Annotated in this window: 19 protein-coding genes; 3 read left to right on the top strand and 16 right to left on the bottom strand. The window is 68.5% G+C overall.

The genetic code is table 11. The features are described 5' to 3' along the window. Positions 1–2: 2 nt before the first annotated feature. Genes AC1TQG_RS09105 through AC1TQG_RS09050 form a run of 12 tightly spaced genes read right to left on the bottom strand, consistent with a single transcriptional unit; the run spans position 3 to position 10,678 of the window. Positions 3–965 (bottom strand): LLM class flavin-dependent oxidoreductase, encoded by a 963-nt coding sequence (locus tag AC1TQG_RS09105; RefSeq protein WP_482136597.1) that lies wholly within the window; start codon positions 963–965, stop codon positions 3–5. Next, on the bottom strand, positions 962–1,711 hold the full coding sequence (locus AC1TQG_RS09100; RefSeq protein WP_482136596.1) for a hypothetical protein: 750 nt from the start codon (positions 1,709–1,711) through the stop codon (positions 962–964). Before AC1TQG_RS09100 ends, AC1TQG_RS09105 begins: the two co-directional genes overlap by 4 nt. Next, positions 1,708–2,064 carry an EthD domain-containing protein gene (locus AC1TQG_RS09095; protein ID WP_482136595.1) on the bottom strand — a complete coding sequence of 119 codons (357 nt, stop codon included), beginning with the start codon at positions 2,062–2,064 and terminating at the stop codon, positions 1,708–1,710. The genes AC1TQG_RS09100 and AC1TQG_RS09095 overlap by 4 nt, the downstream gene beginning before the upstream one ends. A gap of 28 nt (positions 2,065–2,092) precedes the next feature. After that, positions 2,093–2,605, bottom strand: coding sequence for a hypothetical protein (locus AC1TQG_RS09090; protein ID WP_482136594.1), 513 nt, complete (start codon positions 2,603–2,605; stop codon positions 2,093–2,095). Next, positions 2,598–3,959 carry an FAD-dependent oxidoreductase gene (locus tag AC1TQG_RS09085; protein WP_482136593.1) on the bottom strand — a complete coding sequence of 454 codons (1,362 nt, stop codon included), beginning with the start codon at positions 3,957–3,959 and terminating at the stop codon, positions 2,598–2,600. Before AC1TQG_RS09085 ends, AC1TQG_RS09090 begins: the two co-directional genes overlap by 8 nt. Then, positions 3,956–4,594: an aspartate/glutamate racemase family protein gene (locus AC1TQG_RS09080; protein WP_482136592.1), complete on the bottom strand. Its 639-nt coding sequence runs from the start codon at positions 4,592–4,594 to the stop codon at positions 3,956–3,958. Before AC1TQG_RS09080 ends, AC1TQG_RS09085 begins: the two co-directional genes overlap by 4 nt. Before the next feature lie 15 nt (positions 4,595–4,609). Beyond that, positions 4,610–5,980, bottom strand: a complete 1,371-nt coding sequence (locus AC1TQG_RS09075) for an MmgE/PrpD family protein (protein WP_482136591.1) — start codon at positions 5,978–5,980, stop codon at positions 4,610–4,612. Beyond that, on the bottom strand, positions 5,977–6,678 hold the full coding sequence (locus AC1TQG_RS09070; RefSeq protein WP_482136590.1) for an ABC transporter ATP-binding protein: 702 nt from the start codon (positions 6,676–6,678) through the stop codon (positions 5,977–5,979). The genes AC1TQG_RS09075 and AC1TQG_RS09070 overlap by 4 nt, the downstream gene beginning before the upstream one ends. Continuing rightward, complete coding sequence (locus AC1TQG_RS09065) at positions 6,671–7,402, bottom strand: ABC transporter ATP-binding protein (protein ID WP_482136589.1); 732 nt, start codon at positions 7,400–7,402, stop codon at positions 6,671–6,673. The genes AC1TQG_RS09070 and AC1TQG_RS09065 overlap by 8 nt, the downstream gene beginning before the upstream one ends. After that, complete coding sequence (locus AC1TQG_RS09060) at positions 7,399–8,445, bottom strand: branched-chain amino acid ABC transporter permease (RefSeq protein ID WP_482136588.1); 1,047 nt, start codon at positions 8,443–8,445, stop codon at positions 7,399–7,401. Before AC1TQG_RS09060 ends, AC1TQG_RS09065 begins: the two co-directional genes overlap by 4 nt. Continuing rightward, entirely contained in the window at positions 8,442–9,461 is a 1,020-nt protein-coding gene (locus AC1TQG_RS09055) for a branched-chain amino acid ABC transporter permease (RefSeq protein WP_482136587.1), read from the bottom strand. Before AC1TQG_RS09055 ends, AC1TQG_RS09060 begins: the two co-directional genes overlap by 4 nt. Next, positions 9,458–10,678 carry an ABC transporter substrate-binding protein gene (locus AC1TQG_RS09050; protein ID WP_482136586.1) on the bottom strand — a complete coding sequence of 407 codons (1,221 nt, stop codon included), beginning with the start codon at positions 10,676–10,678 and terminating at the stop codon, positions 9,458–9,460. The genes AC1TQG_RS09055 and AC1TQG_RS09050 overlap by 4 nt, the downstream gene beginning before the upstream one ends. Before the next feature lie 214 nt (positions 10,679–10,892). Here AC1TQG_RS09050 and AC1TQG_RS09045 point away from each other — a divergent pair, with 214 nt between their 5' ends. From AC1TQG_RS09045 to AC1TQG_RS09035, 3 genes are read left to right on the top strand one after another with little or no spacing between them, the layout of a single operon-like run. Beyond that, a complete protein-coding gene (locus AC1TQG_RS09045; RefSeq protein ID WP_482136585.1) occupies positions 10,893–11,294 on the top strand; it encodes a hypothetical protein in 402 nt (133 codons plus the stop codon). Continuing rightward, positions 11,200–11,973, top strand: a complete 774-nt coding sequence (locus tag AC1TQG_RS09040) for an IclR family transcriptional regulator (protein ID WP_482136584.1) — start codon at positions 11,200–11,202, stop codon at positions 11,971–11,973. Before AC1TQG_RS09045 ends, AC1TQG_RS09040 begins: the two co-directional genes overlap by 95 nt. Before the next feature lie 18 nt (positions 11,974–11,991). Continuing rightward, positions 11,992–12,843 (top strand): HpcH/HpaI aldolase/citrate lyase family protein, encoded by an 852-nt coding sequence (locus tag AC1TQG_RS09035; RefSeq protein ID WP_482136583.1) that lies wholly within the window; start codon positions 11,992–11,994, stop codon positions 12,841–12,843. Between the two features lie 118 nt (positions 12,844–12,961). Here the strand turns inward: AC1TQG_RS09035 and AC1TQG_RS09030 are convergent, their stop codons facing one another. Genes AC1TQG_RS09030 through AC1TQG_RS09015 form a run of 4 tightly spaced genes read right to left on the bottom strand, consistent with a single transcriptional unit; the run spans position 12,962 to position 17,924 of the window. Beyond that, positions 12,962–14,434: a dihydroorotase gene (locus AC1TQG_RS09030; RefSeq protein ID WP_482136582.1), complete on the bottom strand. Its 1,473-nt coding sequence runs from the start codon at positions 14,432–14,434 to the stop codon at positions 12,962–12,964. A 45-nt stretch (positions 14,435–14,479) separates the two neighbouring features. After that, positions 14,480–15,922 carry an MmgE/PrpD family protein gene (locus AC1TQG_RS09025; RefSeq protein WP_482136581.1) on the bottom strand — a complete coding sequence of 481 codons (1,443 nt, stop codon included), beginning with the start codon at positions 15,920–15,922 and terminating at the stop codon, positions 14,480–14,482. After that, positions 15,919–16,731: a cyclase family protein gene (locus AC1TQG_RS09020; RefSeq protein ID WP_482136580.1), complete on the bottom strand. Its 813-nt coding sequence runs from the start codon at positions 16,729–16,731 to the stop codon at positions 15,919–15,921. Before AC1TQG_RS09020 ends, AC1TQG_RS09025 begins: the two co-directional genes overlap by 4 nt. Further along, positions 16,728–17,924, bottom strand: coding sequence for a CaiB/BaiF CoA transferase family protein (locus tag AC1TQG_RS09015; protein ID WP_482136579.1), 1,197 nt, complete (start codon positions 17,922–17,924; stop codon positions 16,728–16,730). Before AC1TQG_RS09015 ends, AC1TQG_RS09020 begins: the two co-directional genes overlap by 4 nt. Between the last annotated feature and the right edge of the window lie 413 nt (positions 17,925–18,337).

The raw sequence follows: 18,337 nt of genomic DNA, 5'->3' as shown, positions 1-18,337 counted from the left end.
CTTCATCTCCTCCCACTGGGGGCCAGGCCGGCGCGCACCGCCGAGACGGTGGCCGCCAGACGGTCTTCGACGCCGGCGGTGCCGCCGGCGAGCACGACACCGTCGACGCCGAGATCGGCAAGTGGACGCAGGCGGGCTGCGATCTCGTCGGCCGAGCCGGTGAGCAGGAAAAGGTCGCGGATCAGCTCCTGCGCCTCCCTGTCCGAGCCCTGCGCCGCGGACGCCTCGACAGTCCCGTGCCGGCGGTAGTCGTGCGCCGCGGCGACCGCCGTTACCCGGTCGACCATGTCGTCGGCGACGCCGTACCACTGCGGCGAACTGACCAGACGGGTCGCGCACGACCCAAGTATCGGCGCAGCGGCCTCGCGCGCCTGCGCGTCGTCCGCGGTCACGACGCCGCGCAGGAACAGCCAGCACGAGGTGTCCGGGCGGGCGGCACGTGCAGTCGCAATCGCACGTGCCACGACGGGCGCCGAAGCACCCACGTCGAGCAGCACACCGCCCACGACCTGAGCGTTCACCTCGATGGTGCGCGGTCCCGACCCAGCACCCAGTATCGGCCCGGTCTGCGGCGCGAGGTAGTCGAGACGGGCTACGAACTCCTTGGCCAGACCCCGGTACGCCCGCAGGGACGGCACCGGGAGCCCTTCGTTGACCAGAGAACTCTCGCCGCGGCCCACGACGGTCAGCACTCGGCCCGGAAACTGGTCGGCGAGCGTTGCGCACGACTGCGCGACGACGCTCGGATGGTGCAGCCCCAAGCCCATGACACACGGCCCCGACAGGGCCGCATCGGTGGAGCCCAGCAGGCTCGCCGCGCTCAGGAACGGGTCCGGGAACAGTCGCGGGCTGTCGGCGAACCCGACGCCGTCCGCGCCGGCGCGCACCGCGCGCTGCGCCGCCACCAGCGGGTCCTGCACGCCGCGCGGACGCGCGAGATTGAGCAGGACCTGTGGCCCGCTCATGACAGTTGTCCCAGCAGGTCGTCGACGGTGCGGGGTACGTCATTGCCTGCCGCCGCCGGTCGCCCGGCCGCCGCCGACAGCGTGTGCACCACGCTGCCCGGCATGGGAGTGATCGCGTCGGCGGGCAGCGTCGCGGCCAGCCACCCCGAGGCAGCCGCGTGCCCCGCAGCCCAGCCGACATGACGGGCGCCCGGGGTGAACACCTGAAGACTCGCCGCGAGATCGAGTACCGACGCCAGGTCGGTTCCCTCTGCAGGCCCCACGAGGGACGCGGCCGCCGCCGCGGCGAGCGTCGCGGACGTCAGATATGCGAGCGGTGCGGTTCCCAGCAGGTCGTCGGTCTCGTCGAGCACGCAGAGACCGGCGGCCACCGCCCGCCCGACACACTCGAGTCCGGTGCCGGCCGGTGCCGCGGCCAGCGCGGCGAGCAGCGGGGCCCACCGTCGGTCGGGCGCCACAGCCGCCAGACGGGCGCCGTCCCACATCAGCGCCGGATACGTCGGTGCCACGCGCCCGGTCCCGAGCAGCGGGAACCCGGTCGAGGCGGCGATGAGGTCGGCCCAGGACGACTCTGCCGCGGTCGGCTCGCCCAACGCATCGGCCCGCAGCGACCGGGCCAACGCCTCGGCCGTGTCGCCGGAGACGGTGGCCGCCGAGTAGACGGTCATCGCGAGATTCGCGAGGCGATCAGTCACTTCGGGCGCCGGGACGTCGAGCACGACCTTCGACGCATCGAAGGTTGTCACTGGTCGCGCTCCACCACGGTGCTCTCGCCGATCAGATAGAACCTGAAGTCGGTGCGCCCGGCCGGACCACGCTCGGCAGCCAGAGGGTTCTCGTCGAACCACGCCCGGTACGCCTGGTAGGCGTCGTGGTCGGCGAAGTGCATTTCGGCGATCCGGTAGAAACTCTGGCTCGGCGGGATCTGCGCGGTGCCGCCCGACGCCGACGTCACCGGATACAGGATCTTGTTGAAGACGATGCGGTCCACGTGCGGGTTGGCCAGCAAATCGGGTGCGTGGACGTCGAACAGCCAGCGCTCGTAGTCCTCTTCACTGACGCCCTCGACGATGTCGTAACCGAGAAGTGCCTTGATCATCGGTGTGGTCCCTTCACTGCATCTGCGGTCATGGAATGGGGAGAGCGAAGGCCTCTGCGCCCTCGCCGAACCCCTCGACGCGAATCCCACTCGGGGTCACCCGAACCCCACGCATGGTCTCGTCGATCTCGGCGCGCTCGCGCCGGGGCGCCTTCACGTGGCCCGCGGCGCGCAACCGCTCGGTGTGGTGGTGGTAGATGTCCCACGTCTCGTCGGCATCGAGCAGTTGGGCGGTGCCCCGGACGAACACGACGCGCGGAATGGTCAAGCCGAGGTCGAACGTCCATGGTGAGTCGTTCTCCGAATCGGGCGACGGCGAGCCGACCCAGCTGACGAGCACCCGCGGGTCGCGTTCGATCTGCTCGTTGCGCCGGTGCACGCGGCGCTGGACCATCTCGACGGTCCAATCGTCGGCGAGGAACGCGCTGGTGGTGCGTCCGACGGGTTCTTCGGCCCGGCCAAATGTCACCACCTGCGCGAAACCCGCCGCACGCTGCACGAACTCCCGCGCGTCGCGTTCGACGTCGGTGAGATCAGCCATTGGCGACCACGGTCGCCGCGAGGTACGCCAGGCCGAACGCGGGCATCAGACCGTTGCCGGCCAGATAACCGCCGGCACCGTGCCCGGACACCCCGGCCGCCGCGCCGCCGGAGGCGAACAGACCCGGGATCGGATTGTCGTCGGAGTCGACCACACGCGCCTTCTCGTCGACGACGAGGCCGCCCTGCGTGTGAAACAGCGACGGCACCACGCGGACAGCGGCGTACGGCGCCTCAAGGGGCGCCTCGTACTCACGGCCGAAGCGGTCTTCGATCTCGCCGCGCGCGGCGCGCGCCGATTCTTCGAGCTCGGCGACGACGGCCTCCACCGGCAGACCGGTGACCTCGGCCAGACCCGCGGCGTCGTCGGCCCAGACTTCCGCGCCCGACTCGACGGTCTGCCGGAAGTCGGTGAACGGCTCGCACAGGTCGTGGACTCGGCGGTCGAAGACGACCCAGCCCGTCGCGCCCGGGCGCTGCGCCAGGTACGGACCGAACTCGGAGTAACCACTCGTCTCCTTTGCGAAGCGACGACCGGTGGTGTCAAGCATGATCGCGCCGTGCATGATCGTCGCCCAGCCCAGCAGCGTCGCAGACTTGGCGGCGAGCGCACCGTGGCCCTGGTACGCGTCGAGGTACGCCGACGCCGCACCGAGTTCGGTGCCGATGCGCAGCGCGTCGCCGAGCGAGGTCTCGCTGCCGTGGTAGATGGCCGAGGCGATCTCCGGCATGTGCTCTTCGACCATCGTGTGGTCGGCGCCGAAGCCGTTGGTGGCCAGCAGCACGGCGGGCGTCTCGATGCGCTCGGTGGTGCCGGATGGGTTGGCCACGACGACCGCGCACACCTTTCCGTCGTCGTCGAGCTCGACGTCGGTCAGTCGCGCGGGCACCAGGATGTCGATGTTCGCGTGGTTGCGGGCGGACCGCGCCAGGTGGTCGATCAGCGCGTTGCCGTGCCGTTCGGGGATGGTGTGGCAGCGGTCGACCGAGTGGCCCGGGTAGTGCATGTCGGTCATCAACGAGATCTCCAGACCGACCTCGTCGGCCAGCCATTCGACCATCTCGCCGCTCACCCCGGCCAGGGTGCGCGCCAGACGCTGGTCGCCGGAGCCCTTCGTCTTGCGGTCGACGTCCGCGGCGAAGAGGTCCGCTGAGTCCTCGATGTCCAACTCCCTCTGGAACCGGCTGTCCACGCCCGGGATCATCGCGGTGCACATCGAGGTGTTGTTGCCGCGGGTGAAGTGCTCGCTGGCCTCGACCACCAGGACGTCCAGCCCGAGCTGAGCGGCGCGCAGCGCGGCGATCAGTCCGCCGCCGGCGCCGGCGACGACGAGGTCGGGTCCTTCGGCGGTCACGCTCTGCCTCCTGCCGCGACGAGTTCCAGGGCCCGGATCACCGGGTCGACCACCGGGACGGCGGACGGGTGGTCGGGGTCGACGTCGACAGCCGAGCAGCCGTTGAGCAGCGACCGCACGCCACGCGGAGCGAGCGAGGCGGCCGCCGCGTCGAGTTGTGCCTGCCACTCGGGGCCCTCGCTGACCGCGTCGAACGGCAGATCGAGGATCTCCACGTCGGTCAGCCACTTCGTCCAGCCGTAGACGCCGGCGACGCGCCGCATCTCGGCGGCTATCGCGTCGTTGCGGACGACGCCGCCGGTCGGGGTGCCGAGTGCTGCCGCGTAGGCGAGGTTCATGCGCAAGATGCCGATCACCGGACGGTCGAGCTCGTCCTGCAGGCGCGCGACGGCCGGGTCGAGGACGCAATCGGGCATCACGGCGTCGAACCTGGCGGGCGCACCGGCGAGCGCCGCGTGCACGTACTCGTCCGAACGCGCGATGTCGTCGGCCGAGTCGAGGCTGGTCGGCGCACCCTCTGGCAGGTCGTGCAGCGTCACGGTGAGGCCCTCCGGCGCGATGGTGTCGTACCGCTGCTGACGGCGCGCGAGTTCGTCGGCGCCGACGTGGAGCGGAGTGGTCGCGAAGATCTTCATGTAGGACTCCTCCGGTCAGGGGTTGATCAGGGTGTGCAGCACCGCGCGGACGCCACGCGCGTCGGGCAGCGACGACGCCGCTTCCAGGACACGGGCCAGGGTGTCGCCGTCGCCGAGCAGATCGCGCAGCAGGGCGACGGTGCGCTCGTGGTCGAACGGTTCCCGGGCCGCGTCACCGATCGGATTGGCCGCCTCCTCCCGCAGCACGCGGCCGTCGGCGAGGGTGATCTCGACGGCGGCGCCGCGAGCATCCGGCAGCCGGTCGTCGAACGTCTGATCGGCGACCACCTCGACGAGGTCGGCCATGGCCAGGAACTCCGGGGTCGACGATGAGTCGAAACCGTCGGGTGCCACGCGGCCGTGCAGGAGCGCGGTCGCCACCACGTACGGGATGGAGAACATCGCGGCGAGCCGGTTGTTCCAGCGGGTGCGGTGCAGCTTCGCCGCCGCGGAGTAGGTCGAGACCCGGACGCCGGTGATCTCGTCGACCCCCGCGTCGCCGAGCCGCTCACGCAGCACCAGGGTCGCGTCGGCGGCCGGATGGGTGAACGCACAGGACGCGTGCCGTTTGAAGTAGCCCAGGCCGATGTCCCAGCGTTCCCCCAGCTTCTCGAGCAGAACGGCCGGGTCGAACGTGCCGAGCAGGCGGCCGAGACCGTGGGCGGCGATTCCGGTCGGGTTCGCCATCCCGGCCTTGGCCAGACGGGCCGCGGCGAGGCCGGACATGTTGCAAGCGCCCATCCACTCGTTGCGGACCGGGTTGCCGTCGAGTGCCGCTGAGAACGGTCCGGCGATCGGCATGCCGCTGGCCGCGTCGACGGCCGCTGTGATGCCCGCGGCGTCGAGCCCGAGGAGCTTGGCGCAGCCGGCGGCCGGCCCGGTCAAGCCCCAGTTGCCGTGCGGGTGCAGTCCCGGAACCGCGGTTGACGCGCGGCCGTACCGCGCGCCCACCTCGTACGCCACCAGGAGCGCGGCCGCGGTCGACGGACCGTCGGCGTCGAGCTGCGCGGCGAGCGCGAGGACCGCGGGGAAGCCATGCGCGGCAGGGTGTCCGCCGGCGAACTTGTTGCCCTCGTCCATTTCCAGGCTCACCAACGCGGTCGCATTGAGCCACGCGGCGATCTCCGGCGACGTCGACACACCCACGCCGATCAGCGGGGCGTCGCCGGCGCCCGGCGTCCACGCGTCGACCAGCCCGGCGCGCTCCGGCAGCCGCGCCCCGAGCATGGTGACGCCGAGGGTATCCAACAGCACCAGCCGCAGCCGGTCGCGCACCGGTGCGGGCACCGACCCCCAGGTCAGGTCTGCGGCCCACGTCCCCAGGCTCGTCGCCGCGGCGAGCGCCGCCTGCTGGTCGGCGTCGAGTGTCGTCGTCTGCTCGGTCATAGTCCCAGGTAGGCCTTCCGCACTCGCTCGTCGCCCGCCAATTCCTTACCGGGCCCCTCGAGGACGACGCTGCCGCTCTCCAGGACATACGCCCGGTCGGAGATGGCGAGCGCCTGCGCCGCGTTCTGCTCGACGAGCAGCACGCCGATGCCGGTCTCCCGGATCGCCGCGGCGGCGTTGAGAACGTCCCAGGTGAGCTTGGGCGACAGACCGGTCGACGGCTCGTCGAGCATCAGCAGCTTCGGCTGCGACATCAGGGCGCGGCCGATCGCCACCATCTGCTGCTGACCGCCGGACATGGTCTGCGCGGTCTGCTTGCGCCGTTCCTTGAGGATCGGGAACAGCTCGAAGACCTTTCCCATCTCCTCGTCGACCGCGCTCTTGTCGCGAGTCCACGCGCCAAGCACCAGGTTCTGCTCCACCGTCATCGGACCGAACAGGTCGCGGTCTTCGGACACCTGGATCACCCGGTGCCGCACGACCTGGTGCGGCTTGAGCCCGGAGATCTTCGCACCGTCGTACCGGATCTCGCCGGTGCGGGTCTCGATGAGTCCGCTGATGGCGCGGAGCATTGTGGTCTTGCCTGCGCCGTTGGCGCCGACCACCGAGACGAGCTCGCCCGCGTCGACGTGGATGCTCAGATCGTGCAGGATCTGCAGCTTGCCGTATCCGGCAGTGATGTTGTCGATCTCAAGCATCAGCGATCTCCGTTCCCAAGTAGGCCTCTTGGACAGTCGGATCGGCAACGACCGCCTCCGGATTGCCGGAGGCGATCACCCGGCCGCGATCGAAGACGACGACCGAGTCGGACAGCCGCATGACGGCGGCCATGATGTGCTCGATGAAGACCATGCTCAGGCCCTCTCGTTCCCGAAGTTCGGCGAGGAGTTCGACGACCGGCGTCCGCTCGGACGGGACCAGGCCGGCGAGAACCTCGTCGAGCAGCAGCAGTTTGGGCGAGCGGGCCAGCACGCGCGCCAGCTCCAGTCGCTTGAGCGCGGCGGTGTGCAGTGAGTCGGACACCATGTCGGCCCATTCGGCCATGCCGGTCGCCTCGATGACCTTGTCGGCGCGCTTCTGCGCGACACTGTGCGAGCCGCCTTTGGTCAGCGCCGCGGTGATCACGTTCTCCCGTGCCGTCATCGTCCCGAACGGGCGCATCAGCTGGAAGGTGCGGCCGACGCCGGCGTGGGCGATGCGGTGCGGCGAGAGCCCCGTCGCGTCCTTGCCGAAGATCCGGACCGAGCCGGTGTCGGGGGTGATGGTGCCGGTGATGCAGTTGAAGAAAGTTGTCTTGCCTGCACCGTTCGGGCCGATCACGCCGACGATCGAGCCCTCGGGGACATCGAGCTCGACATCGGCCAGCGCGTGCACGCCCTTGAACGACTTGCTCATGCCCCGTACTTCGAGAACGTTGGTCATCGTTGTCTCCACCAGTTCTTGATCGTCCCGACTATTCCCTTGGGCAGCACCAGCACGATGAGGATGAGCAGGATCGAGTAGACGACCACATCCAGGCCGCTGCGGCCGGCGAGGAAGTCCAGGAACCCCGGCGGGGTGCGGCCCAACTCGGCGGTCAGCTCGTTGAGCGGACCGATGATCAGGGCCCCGACGATCGGGCCGGCGATGGTCGCGATGCCGCCGATGACGGCCGGGGTGATGGCCTGCACCGATTGCTCGCTGCCGAACGCGATGTCCGGGTCGACGAAGATGTAGTACTGGGTGTAGAACACTCCGGCGACCGCGGTGATCGCGGCCGAGAGCGCCATCGTCGTCAGCTTGACGCGCATCACGTCGACGCCCAGCGAGTCGGCGGCCTCCTCGTTGTCGCGGATGGCGACGGTGTAGATACCCGGCCGCGAGCGCAGGTACCACATCGTGATCAGCACGCAGATGACCAGCAAGGCCAGGCCGATGTAGAAGTACTGCGGCGCATTCGCGTCGAACTGCAGCATCCACCACGAGTCTTCCGTGAGTAGCGGGACGTGCAGTCCCGCGGTGCCGTTGAGAAAGTCGGTGTTGGTGGCCAGCAGGCGGAGCATCTCGGCGAACGCGAACGTCGCCAAGGCGAAGTACGCAGCGCGCAGCTTGTAGCGGAACGCAACATAGCCGATGATCATCGCGACCAGCGCCGCGAATGCGGCACCGATGAACAGCGAGATCCACGGCGAGATGCCGAAGTGGACGATCAGATAGGCGTCGGTGTACGCGCCGATTCCGAAGAACGCTGCGTGGCCGAAGCTGAACATGCCGCCGTAGCCGCTCATCAGGTTCCAGCCGGTCGCCATCATCGCGATGATGAGGATGTTGATGGCCACGGCCTGACGGGCATCAGGTAGGACCAGCGGGGTGAACGCCGAGACGACCACGACGATCGCCAGGAACACCAGCGGGCGGGTCCAGTTACGCGAGCCGTTCGCGCCGACCGGCGACTTCGGCAGCATGCGGGTGAGCGCGGTTGTCATTTGCTCGAACCTCCGAACAGGCCCTGCGGACGGATCAACAGGATCAGCAGGAACAAGATGAAGACGCCGAGCAGGGGGCTCTGACCGACGATCGCGACACCGCCGAGCTGCTCGACGAGGCCCACGATCAGACCGCCGATGAGGGCGCCCATCACGTTGCCGAGGCCGCCCATGACGACCACGACGAAGGCCAGGATGTTGAACTGCTCGCCCGCGGTCGGGGAGATCGTCGTGAACGGTGCGATGAGCATGCCCGCCGCACCGGCGCACGCCGCGCCCAGACCGAAAGTGACCGCGTAGACCGAACGGACGTTGATCCCGACGAGGCCGGCGCCCTGCGGGCTGGCGGCGACTGCGCGGATCGCGCGACCGTACGAGGTGCGGTTGAGCAGCAGGTACACCAGACCGGCGAGAACCAACGCACCGACGAACGCGATGATGTGTGAGCGGGTGACCACCGCACCGAAGATGTTCACGCCCGGATCGGACGACAGGCTCACCGACAGCGGATCGCCGCGGAAGATCATCAGCAGCACGTTGGCAATGAGCAACGACAGACCGATGGTGATCAGCAGCTGGCTCTCCAGCGACCCCATGGTGCGGTGCAATAGGAGGCTCTGCACTCCCATGCCCAAGATGAACAGTGCCGCGATGGCGATCGGCAGCGCGATGTACGGATTCATCCCGGTCGACTCGACGAACTGGTAGGTGACAAACAGTCCGACCGTCAAGAACGCGCCGTGGGCGAAATTGACGATGTCGAGGACACCGAAGATCATCGTCAGACCCATGGCCAGCAGGCTGTAGACGCCGCCGGTGATGATGCCTGTGATTACCGCCTGCCAGGTGACGGCCATACTGCCGGAGCGGATGAGCGCCCCGCAGAAGAGGACGACGAGGACCACCAGCATCACGGCCGACGGAATCGACGACCTGACGCCGGCGATCGCCCGGGCCCCGATGCTCGAGGTGCCCTCGTCCGAGCTCACCTCCGCACTCGTATGCGGCGCGCTCATCGACCCGGTCCTGCCGGGAACACGATCGGCTTGACCGCATACTGCGGCGGGTACGTGACGAATGGAGCTCCGTCGAGGACCTGCGTGAGAACGGGGAGGGTCGACAGGTTCTCACCGGTCTCGTCGAATCGCACCGGGCCGTCCGACAAGACCACCGGGGTCACGTCGGTCTGGCCGAGAGCATCGCGCACCGCCTTCGGGTCGTCGGAGCCGGCCTTCTCCAGCGCTGCGGCGATCACCATCACCGAGTCGTAGGCCAGAGCCGCTCCGGTACGAGGCGTGTCGTGGAACTGCTCTTCATACGCTTGCACGAAGTCCTGACCTTCCTTGCTCTTGTCGTTGATGTGGTAGTTCACATCGAAGTAGCCATCGCCTGCGGCTCCGGCGTCCTTCGGGAACTGCGGCTGGTCGAACGCGCCGTTTGCCGCGCCGATCACCGCGTCGAGCTGCGGCTTCACGGTGGCGACCGCCTTGGCTGCCAGCACGCCGTCGCGGTAGTAACCGGAGACGACGAGGATGTTGGCGCCGCTGGCCTTGACCCGTGCGATCTGGGTGGTGAGATCGGAGACGCTCGCCGCGGCGTAGGAGATCTCCGGGCCCATCGGCAGACCGATCTCAGCAGCACGCTTCTTGAACGCCGCCGACACGCCGTTGCCGAAGGCAGTGTTCTCATGCAGGTAGGCGACCTTTGTGACCTCGGTGCCGGCCTGATCGGTCACCTCCTTGACGTAGTCGGCGGTGCTCGCGCCGAACCGCGAGTTCGGCGGCTGCATGCGGAAGGTGTACTCGTACCCGTTCTCGAGGATCGAGTTGTCGCCGCAGATGTCCATCAGATAAGGCACCTCGTTGCGCTCGGCGACGACAGCGACGTTGGCGCATACCCCGCTTTGGTAGCTGCCGATCATCGCGACGACGCCATTGCTGACGAGGCGCTGCGCTTCGCTCTGCCCCGTCTTGGCCGAACCCTTGGTGTCGCCGGGGGCGATCACGAGCCTCTTGCCACCCAGCGACTTGATGCCGCCCGCGGCATTGACGGTCTCGACCGCGAGCTTCGCGCCGTTCTCCAGCTGAGCTCCGTCGCCGGCGTTGACCCCGGTGAGCGGGTGCAGGGTCCCGATCGCGATCTCGTCGTCGCCGGCCACCCCGCTGGCGCAGCCTGCTATCAGTACCGCACCGAGTGCGGCGGCGAGTGCCGCCACCAGCCTTCTTCTTCTCATTTCGTCCGCTCCTGACGTGGCGTCCATTCCTACTCGGACTCCGAATCCAACACACCTCGACAAGTGTTCCGCTAGACGGAACGTAACACGCGATGAATCTCAACCTAGCATGTGACGCCACTCACCTCAAATGTGCCGTGCGTTACTCTTAAACCGTGGAAAAGGGTGCGGTAAGGCCATATTTTCACGGAACTCGGCAGATCGGGTGCGACGCATGAGATCGGCGGAGCTCGCAATCGAGCGTTCCGATAGAAGAAACAGTCCGGTGGAATCGGATTGCCACTACGCGGCGCTGAGCTTCGCAATCGCAGCACGTGTGAGGCCCGGGCACATCGAACCGCTGGTCGCCAACCGTGCGGTCGCGATCACACTCGACGTGCCGGCCGCGGCTGTGCCTGGCCTCGCCTACTCCGACGTTGCGGCCAAGCCTGCCAAGCTACTGTCAGTCGGCGGCGCCGACTGGGCCAACGAGGCGATCACCGCCGTGTCGGCGCTCGCCGACGGCAAAAGGGAGGCCTTTGATGGCAGACACAACCCCGATGGGCACCGCCACGTCTGGCGGCACCGAGGCGGCCGACCGCGTGGCCGATGTCCTGCTGCTGTTCGCCCGGTCTGACGCCCCGCTCGGTGTCTCGGCGATCGCGCGAAGCCTGTCGTTGAGCAAGGCGGTGGTGCATCGCATCTTGCGTTCCCTCGTCGCCCGCTCGCTGCTACAGACGGTGCCCGACACCTCCGAGTACATGCTCGGTCCGGCGGCCGCGGCACTGTCGGCGCGTGCGTTCAGCCAAATCGACGTGCGCTCGCTGGCTGCACCGATCCTGCGCCGACTCCGCGACCAGACACAGGAAACGATCACCCTGTCGGTGCTCACCGGCAAGGAGCGCGTCTACCTCGATCAAGTTGAGTCGCCGCAGGAGGTCAAGATGGTCGTGGAGATCGGCGTCCGGCTGCCACTACACTTCGGCGCGTCCAGCCGTGCGATCCTGGCGTTCTTGCCGGGGTCGTTCATCGACGACGCCGTGCACGACCTCCGGTCGATCAATCCGGACTTCGATGAGGACGGCTACCGGCGGGAACTCGACCAGATCCGCGAGCGCGGATACGCGATCTCGCTCGACGAACGCGGCACCGGCGCGGCCTCGATCGCCGCACCGATCTTCGACGCCGCGGGCAACGTGATGGGCTCGATCAGTTCGTCGGGCCCGGCCTTCCGGTACGACTTCGACTCGCACCAGGCGCACGGCGCCCTCGTCGTCGACGCAGCCCGGGCGATCACCGAGCGCATCCGCTCCTGACGCTTCTTCCTGCCCTCCGTGAAAGGACCCGCTGTGTTCCCCCGGTCGTTCCTCTACGTCCCCGCCAACAAGCCGCCGTTGTTCGGTAAGGCCGTCGCAGGCCTCGCCGACGCCGTCGTCCTCGACCTGGAAGACGCCGTTCCCCTCGCCGACAAGGGCGCCGCCCGCGCCGCGGTACGCGACTTCCTCATCAGGCGTGGATCGAGCAGTGAGGGCGCGCAGACGTGGGTGCGCGTCGACCCGACGTTCGCCGACGCCGACTGCGACGCCGTCGTCTGGCCGGCACTGTCGGGCATCCTGCTGGCCAAGTGCTCGGTGGCCATCCTCGACGCCGTCGGCGAACTCCTGGAGCGGCTGGAGGCCGAACGCGGCGTCGGCAGGCTCCCGGTGGTCGGTCTCGTCGAAGACGCCGCCGCGATCCTCGATCTTCCGGTGCTGGCGCGGCATCCGCGGCTCACCACGTTCGCGGTCGGCGAGGTGGATCTGCTCGGCGATCTACGCATGGCGCGCAGCGACGCGACCGTCTCCGCCGTGACAGGCCTACGGGCGCAGGTCGTGCTGAACGCGGCCGCTGCCGGGCTGCCGGCGCCGGTGGCACCGACCTCCACCGACTTCAGGGACCTCGACGCATTCGCCCGGAGCACCCGTGAGCTCGTCGAACTCGGTTTCCGGTCGCGCACTGCGATCCACCCGGGCCAGATCCCGGTGATCCACGAGGTGCTGGCACCGAGCGATGCCGCGGTCGCCGCCGCACGCGACATCCTCGACCGCTTTGCCGCCGCCGATGGCGGAGTGACCGTAGACGCCCACGGTCGACTCATCGACGGTGCTGTGATCCGCGCCGCGCAGGAGACCCTGCAGCGCGCGTGACGCGCTCGACACCCCCACCTCGTCGGCGCCCCCACTTCGGTCCCGGATCGCCGCAGACCACGCAGAGGGGCGCGACCGGATTCCGGTCGCGCCCCTTCTCGTGGTGTTCAGCCGTGGATCAGGCCTCGACGCCCGAACGACGGACGAACTGGCCGACGGGCTCGCCGATGATCTTCTCGTCGCGGAACACGCCGTTGCCGCGGAGGAAGGTGTCGGTGACCTTGGCGGTCAGGTTGAAGCCCTCGAACGGGGTGTATTCCTGGACCGACAGCGAGTCCGCGGCGCGCACCGTGTAGTCGACGGTGTCGTCGAGCAGGCAGAAATCCGCGTCGTAGCCGACGACGATGTCGCCCTTGTTCGCCATGCCGTAGCGGTCGGCCGGGTTCTTGCAGACGAGCTCGGCGATGCGCGGGTAGCTCAGGCCACGCTTGCGGCCCTCGCTGACCATGCCCGGGAGCAGGTACTCGGCGCCGCCGAACCCCGACTTCTGCAGGAATACGTCCTCGCGGGGCTCACCGAACTTGGCCTCGTCCTTGCAGCACGCGTGGTCGGAGGTGACCCACGAGAAGTTACCCGCCATGACGTGCTCCCACAGAGACTCGACGTCGTCTCGCGAACGCAGCGGCGGGTTCACCTTGCCTCCCGGGGCAGCGGTGTTGAAGTCCGCGAGCAGGTGGCCGACGGTCACCTCGCGACGGAAATTGATGTGCGGGAACGCCTGCTGCATCGTCATGGCCGCCTCGATCGCCTTACGCGAGGTGAGGTGGAGCAGGTTGATGTTCGGCAGCTCGGTCTCGTGCGCCAGGTAGGACGCGATGGTGATGGCCAGACCCTCCGAGTGCGGCGGACGCGAAGCGCTGTAGGCCTCCAGACCGGTGAGCTTGCCCTCGTCCTCCACCAGCTTGGTGTAGGCGCGCATGATCTCGGCCGTCTCGCAGTGCAGCGACAGCGAGATGTTGTCCTTATCCTTCGCGAAACGCGGGTCGCGGCGGGCCTTCTCGATGCCACGCATGACGAACTCGAAGTGCGCAACGTCGTAGGTTTGGTCCTCCGGCAGCATCAAGAACGACGCCTGGTTGGTCGAGCGGCCGTGCAGGCCGTGCGCGCCGTAGAACATGAAGATCTTGAACGACGGGACGCCGAACTTGCCGATCAGGTCGGGGATCTCGTCGATGTGCTCCTTCATGATCGGAGCGATGTGGAACGCGTAGTCGGTGTACGCGCGACCCTTGGTGGCCTCCAGGACCTCCGGGAAGATCTCGTTGTACGGGCCGGTCTTGTTCAAGTAGTACGCACCGGTGCGCATGTAGGTGATGCCGCTGGTGACACCGCCCTGTGCAGACGCCTTCGACTCGGTGGCAGCGTCCTCGGACAGCGTGTTGTAGATGCCCCAGTGCTGGTGAACGTCGACGACGCCCGGAAACAGGTGCTTGCCGGTGCCGTCGACGACCTCGGCGGCGCGGTCGGCGTCGATGTCCGCCTCGATCGCAGCGAAGGTGCCGCCGGAGACGGCGACGTCGAGCAGCTCTGGTGCCTCACTGCTGGGACGCACCACCTGGGCGCCCTTGATGACCAGATCGAATTCAGCCATTGTTCTCGCTCCTTCAACTTCGGCTATCAGTCTTGGTGGGACTCGTCAGTGCGAGCCGGGGGTCGGTGCGTCGATACCGGTGAGCGGAGCCAGCAGGCCTCGCAGGTCGGCGCACTCGTCCAGTCGGCGACAGGTGTCGGCCAACTGGTCCGCCTCGTCGGTCGACAGCACCCGCAGGGCGTTGTCCCGGAACTTCGCGGTCAATTCTTCGAAGGACAGCGGCCGTGCCGGCCCGCCCCGTGTCGTGAGCACTTCGGCCACGACCTCCCGGCCGTCGGTCAGCCGCGCGGTCAGGACCGCGGGGAACTGCTCCGGGAAGATCTCTGTGCAGCGGGCGTCGGCGACGACGTCCACCTTGGCCATGATCTCGCGGCGACGCGGATCGACGGCCAGCTCGTCGGTGTAGTCATCCAGGCCCGCCCCCAGTCCGCCGCCGCCGAGGAGGCCGATGGCCACCGCGTACGGTCCGCTGAACTGCGCCATGTAGCCGGTCTCCGGCGTGCGCTTGACCTCGATCGGCTCGCCGATGGTGCGCTTGTTCTGCTCGGGGACGCCCAGGATCAGTTCGGCGACGTCGTCGACGCCGATGCCCTGCCCACGCAGTGCGGCGGCGGCGTCGACGGCGGCGTGCGTGAAGTGGTTGGCCGGGTACGGCTTGAAGAAGATGCCCGGGACGGCCCACTCGGTGCCGAGTCCGTCGGTGATCTCCGAGGCGTCGAACGTGCCGTGCAGCCACGCCTGGAAGAAGCCGAAGCGGCCCTCCAGGACGGTCGGCGGGCCGGTCAGTCCGAGGCCGACGAGTTCGGCGGCGCTGATCGCGGCGTGCGCGGCCCACCCGCAGTGGATGCGCTTGACGGTGCCGCCGGTGCGGTTGGCCTCGATGATTCCCGAGGCCATCGACGCGGCGACGCCGAGCGTGTCGACGATGCGCTTCTCGTCGGCGCCGTCGAGCAGGGCGGCGGCGACCGAGGCGCCCATCGCACCGCAGATCGACGTGGCGTGCTGGCCGTGCTCGAAGAACGTCGAGTTGCCCGCCTCACGGTCGTAGCCGGCCATGCCGATGCGCACGCACACCTCGAGTCCGACGGCGATCGCGCGGATCACCGCGCGGCCGTCGGCGCCGGCCTGCTCGGCGGCGGCCAGGGCCGCGGGGACCACCGAGGCGCTCGGGTGCAGAACCGACGGGAGGTGGGTGTCGTCGTAGTCGAGGGAGTGCGCGAGCACGCCGTTGACGAACGCGGCCTGCGCGGCCGGCAGCGGCTCGGTGACACCGATGCCCGACGTACCGTAGCCGTCCCGGGCCACACCCTGGCGGCGCGCCCACTCACGGGCGGCGCGGCTGGTCTCCAGCGTGGTGGCGGCGGTCGCGATGCCGAGCGTGTCGAGCACGCGCATCTTGACGCTCTCCACCACGTCGGCGGGCAGTGTCTCGTACGACGTGCCGACCGCGAACTTCGCGAGCTGCTGCGCGAGAGTCGGTTCTGTCATCGGCTGCGCACCGCCAGCGGACGGACCGGCGAGCCGGTGGCGCCGAAGATCGGCATCGGGACGAGCACGAAGGTGAACTCGCCCCAGCCCGCGTCGGCGAGCTTCTCCAGGTCGATGGCCTCGATGATGTAGATCCCGCTCTCGACCAGCAGAACGCGGTGTGCGGGCAGCAGGGCGTGGCCCTCGCCCGGCGCGAGGCGCTCGAAAGCGATGGTGTCGGCGCCGGCCGCGTGGACCTTGCGATCGGCGAGCCAGCGGGCCCCGGCCTCACTCACGCCGGGGACGCCGGTCGGGCCGCCGACATACGGTGCGCCGTCTGGGAACTTGCTGCCCCATCCGCTGCGGATCAGGACGACATCGCCCTCGCCGACGGTGACCTTCGCGGCGGCCTCTGCGGCATCCAGGTCGGCGACGGTGATCTCTGTGCCGCCGTCGAGGCACTCGACGCCCTTGAGTCCGGCGACGTCGAGCAGGACGCCACGGCGGATCATCGGCTCGATGGTGTGCACGCCGAGCTCGACGTACTTGCCGCCGACACCGGCTTGCTTGGCGTCGACGTCGCCGTACATTTTGCCGTCGTGCGAGACGTGAGCGAGCGCGTCGATGTGGGTGCCGACGTGGGTGCCCATGGTGATCATGTCGTTGGCGGCGCTGCCGCCGTCGGCGCGCGTCATGTCACCGTGGCGGCGCGGCAGGGTGTGCCAGAACTGCGGGTGGTTCGGCGACTGCGGCATGCCGACGCGCAGCTCGCGTCCCAGGTCTATGACGTCCGTGCCCTGCTGGACGGCGTTGAGCAATGCATCGGTCATCGGATGACCCCACTCTCCTTCAGTTCGGTGATCTGGTCGGCGCTCACACCGACCTCCGTCAGTACTTCATCGGTGTCTTCGCCCAGGTCACGGCCGGTGAACCGGATCTCGCCGGGAGACTTGCTCATCCGCCACATGACGTTGTGCTGCAGCATCGGGCCGAGGTCGGCGTCGTCGACCTCGACGAGCATCTGGGTCTCGCGGATGTGCGGGTCCTCGACGATGTCCTTCGCGTCGTACACCGGCCCGATCGCGGCGCCGGCCTGGGTGAACGCGGCTATGACCTCGTCGCGGGTGCGCTGCGCGATCCAGCCGCCGACGTAGTCGTCGAGCATGTCGACGTGCTCGGCGCGGCCACCGCCGGTGGCGAACCACGGCTCGTCGATCACCTCGGGGTGGCCGACGATCTCCATGACGCGCTCGGCGATCCGCTGGGCGCTGGTTGAGACGGCAACCCAGCCGTCGTCGCTGGTGGCGTAGATGTTGCGCGGCGCGTTGTTGGTGGAGCGGTTGCCGTGACGCTGCCCGATCTCGCCGAGTTGCTGGTAGACGGTCGGGCCGGGGCCGACGGCGGCCATGATCGGCTCGAGCAGACTCATATCGACGACCTGGCCCTCTCCGGTCTTGTCGCGGTGGCGCAGCGCCATGGTGACCGCGCTCGACGCGGCGATGCCGCAGATACTGTCGGCCAGCCCGAACGCCGGGAGCGTCGGCGGGCCGTCGGCCTGGCCGGTGGCCGCCGCAAAACCGCTCATCGCCTCGACGAGGGTGCCGAATCCGGCGCGCGAGGCGTACGGGCCGGTCTGGCCGAAGCCGGTGAGGCGGACCATCACCAGGCCGGGGTTCTCCTCGAGCAGCACGTCGGGACCGAGCCCCCACCGCTCGAAGGTGCCGGGACGGAAGTTCTCGACGATGACGTCAGCGGTGCGGGCGAGCTTGCGGAAGACCTCGCCGCCACGCGGGTCCTTGAGGTCGAGGGCCACGGTGCGCTTGTTGCGGCTGATCTCCTTCCACCAGATCGGCACGCCGTCTTTGCTGCGGCCGTGGCCGCGCATGTTGTCGCCGTCGCGCGGGTGCTCGATCTTTATGACGTCGGCACCGAAGTCGCCGAGGATCTGGCAGGCGAGCGGGCCGGCCAGGATTGTCGAAACGTCGAGAACTCGCACACCGTCTAGCGGTGCAGAAGAAGCCACATCAACTCCGTTCCTTTGAGAGAAACGCTCTGGCATTACGGATGCGAAAACCGTACCACAGCGTTTTGTGACCGGAAGCACCGTCAACGACTAACTGGCCGCTCAACGTTCCGCCGATTCGGATACTGCCAGGACAATCGGCCTATCCTGATCGTTCCTCTGGAAGGAACAGTCTCCCTATCTTCGCCGTCGACGACAGTGATTGTCTCGATGTTCGCCCGGCCATCACGCCTTGAGCGCGGCGACTTCAAAGCAGACAACTGGCCCTGGCTCGCAACACCGCTCAACCGCAAACGGCTACCTCAGCAGCGGATCCGACATTGTTGAAGCACGTGGTGTGACCACTTAGGAGCCTTGGTTCATCGTTGACGTTCTGTCCGCCACTACGCCGCCGGAGACGAAGAACGACTCCA

This window comes from Williamsia sp. Y844 (genome assembly GCF_056786475.1).
This window is presented reverse-complemented; position numbering and strand designations above follow the sequence as displayed.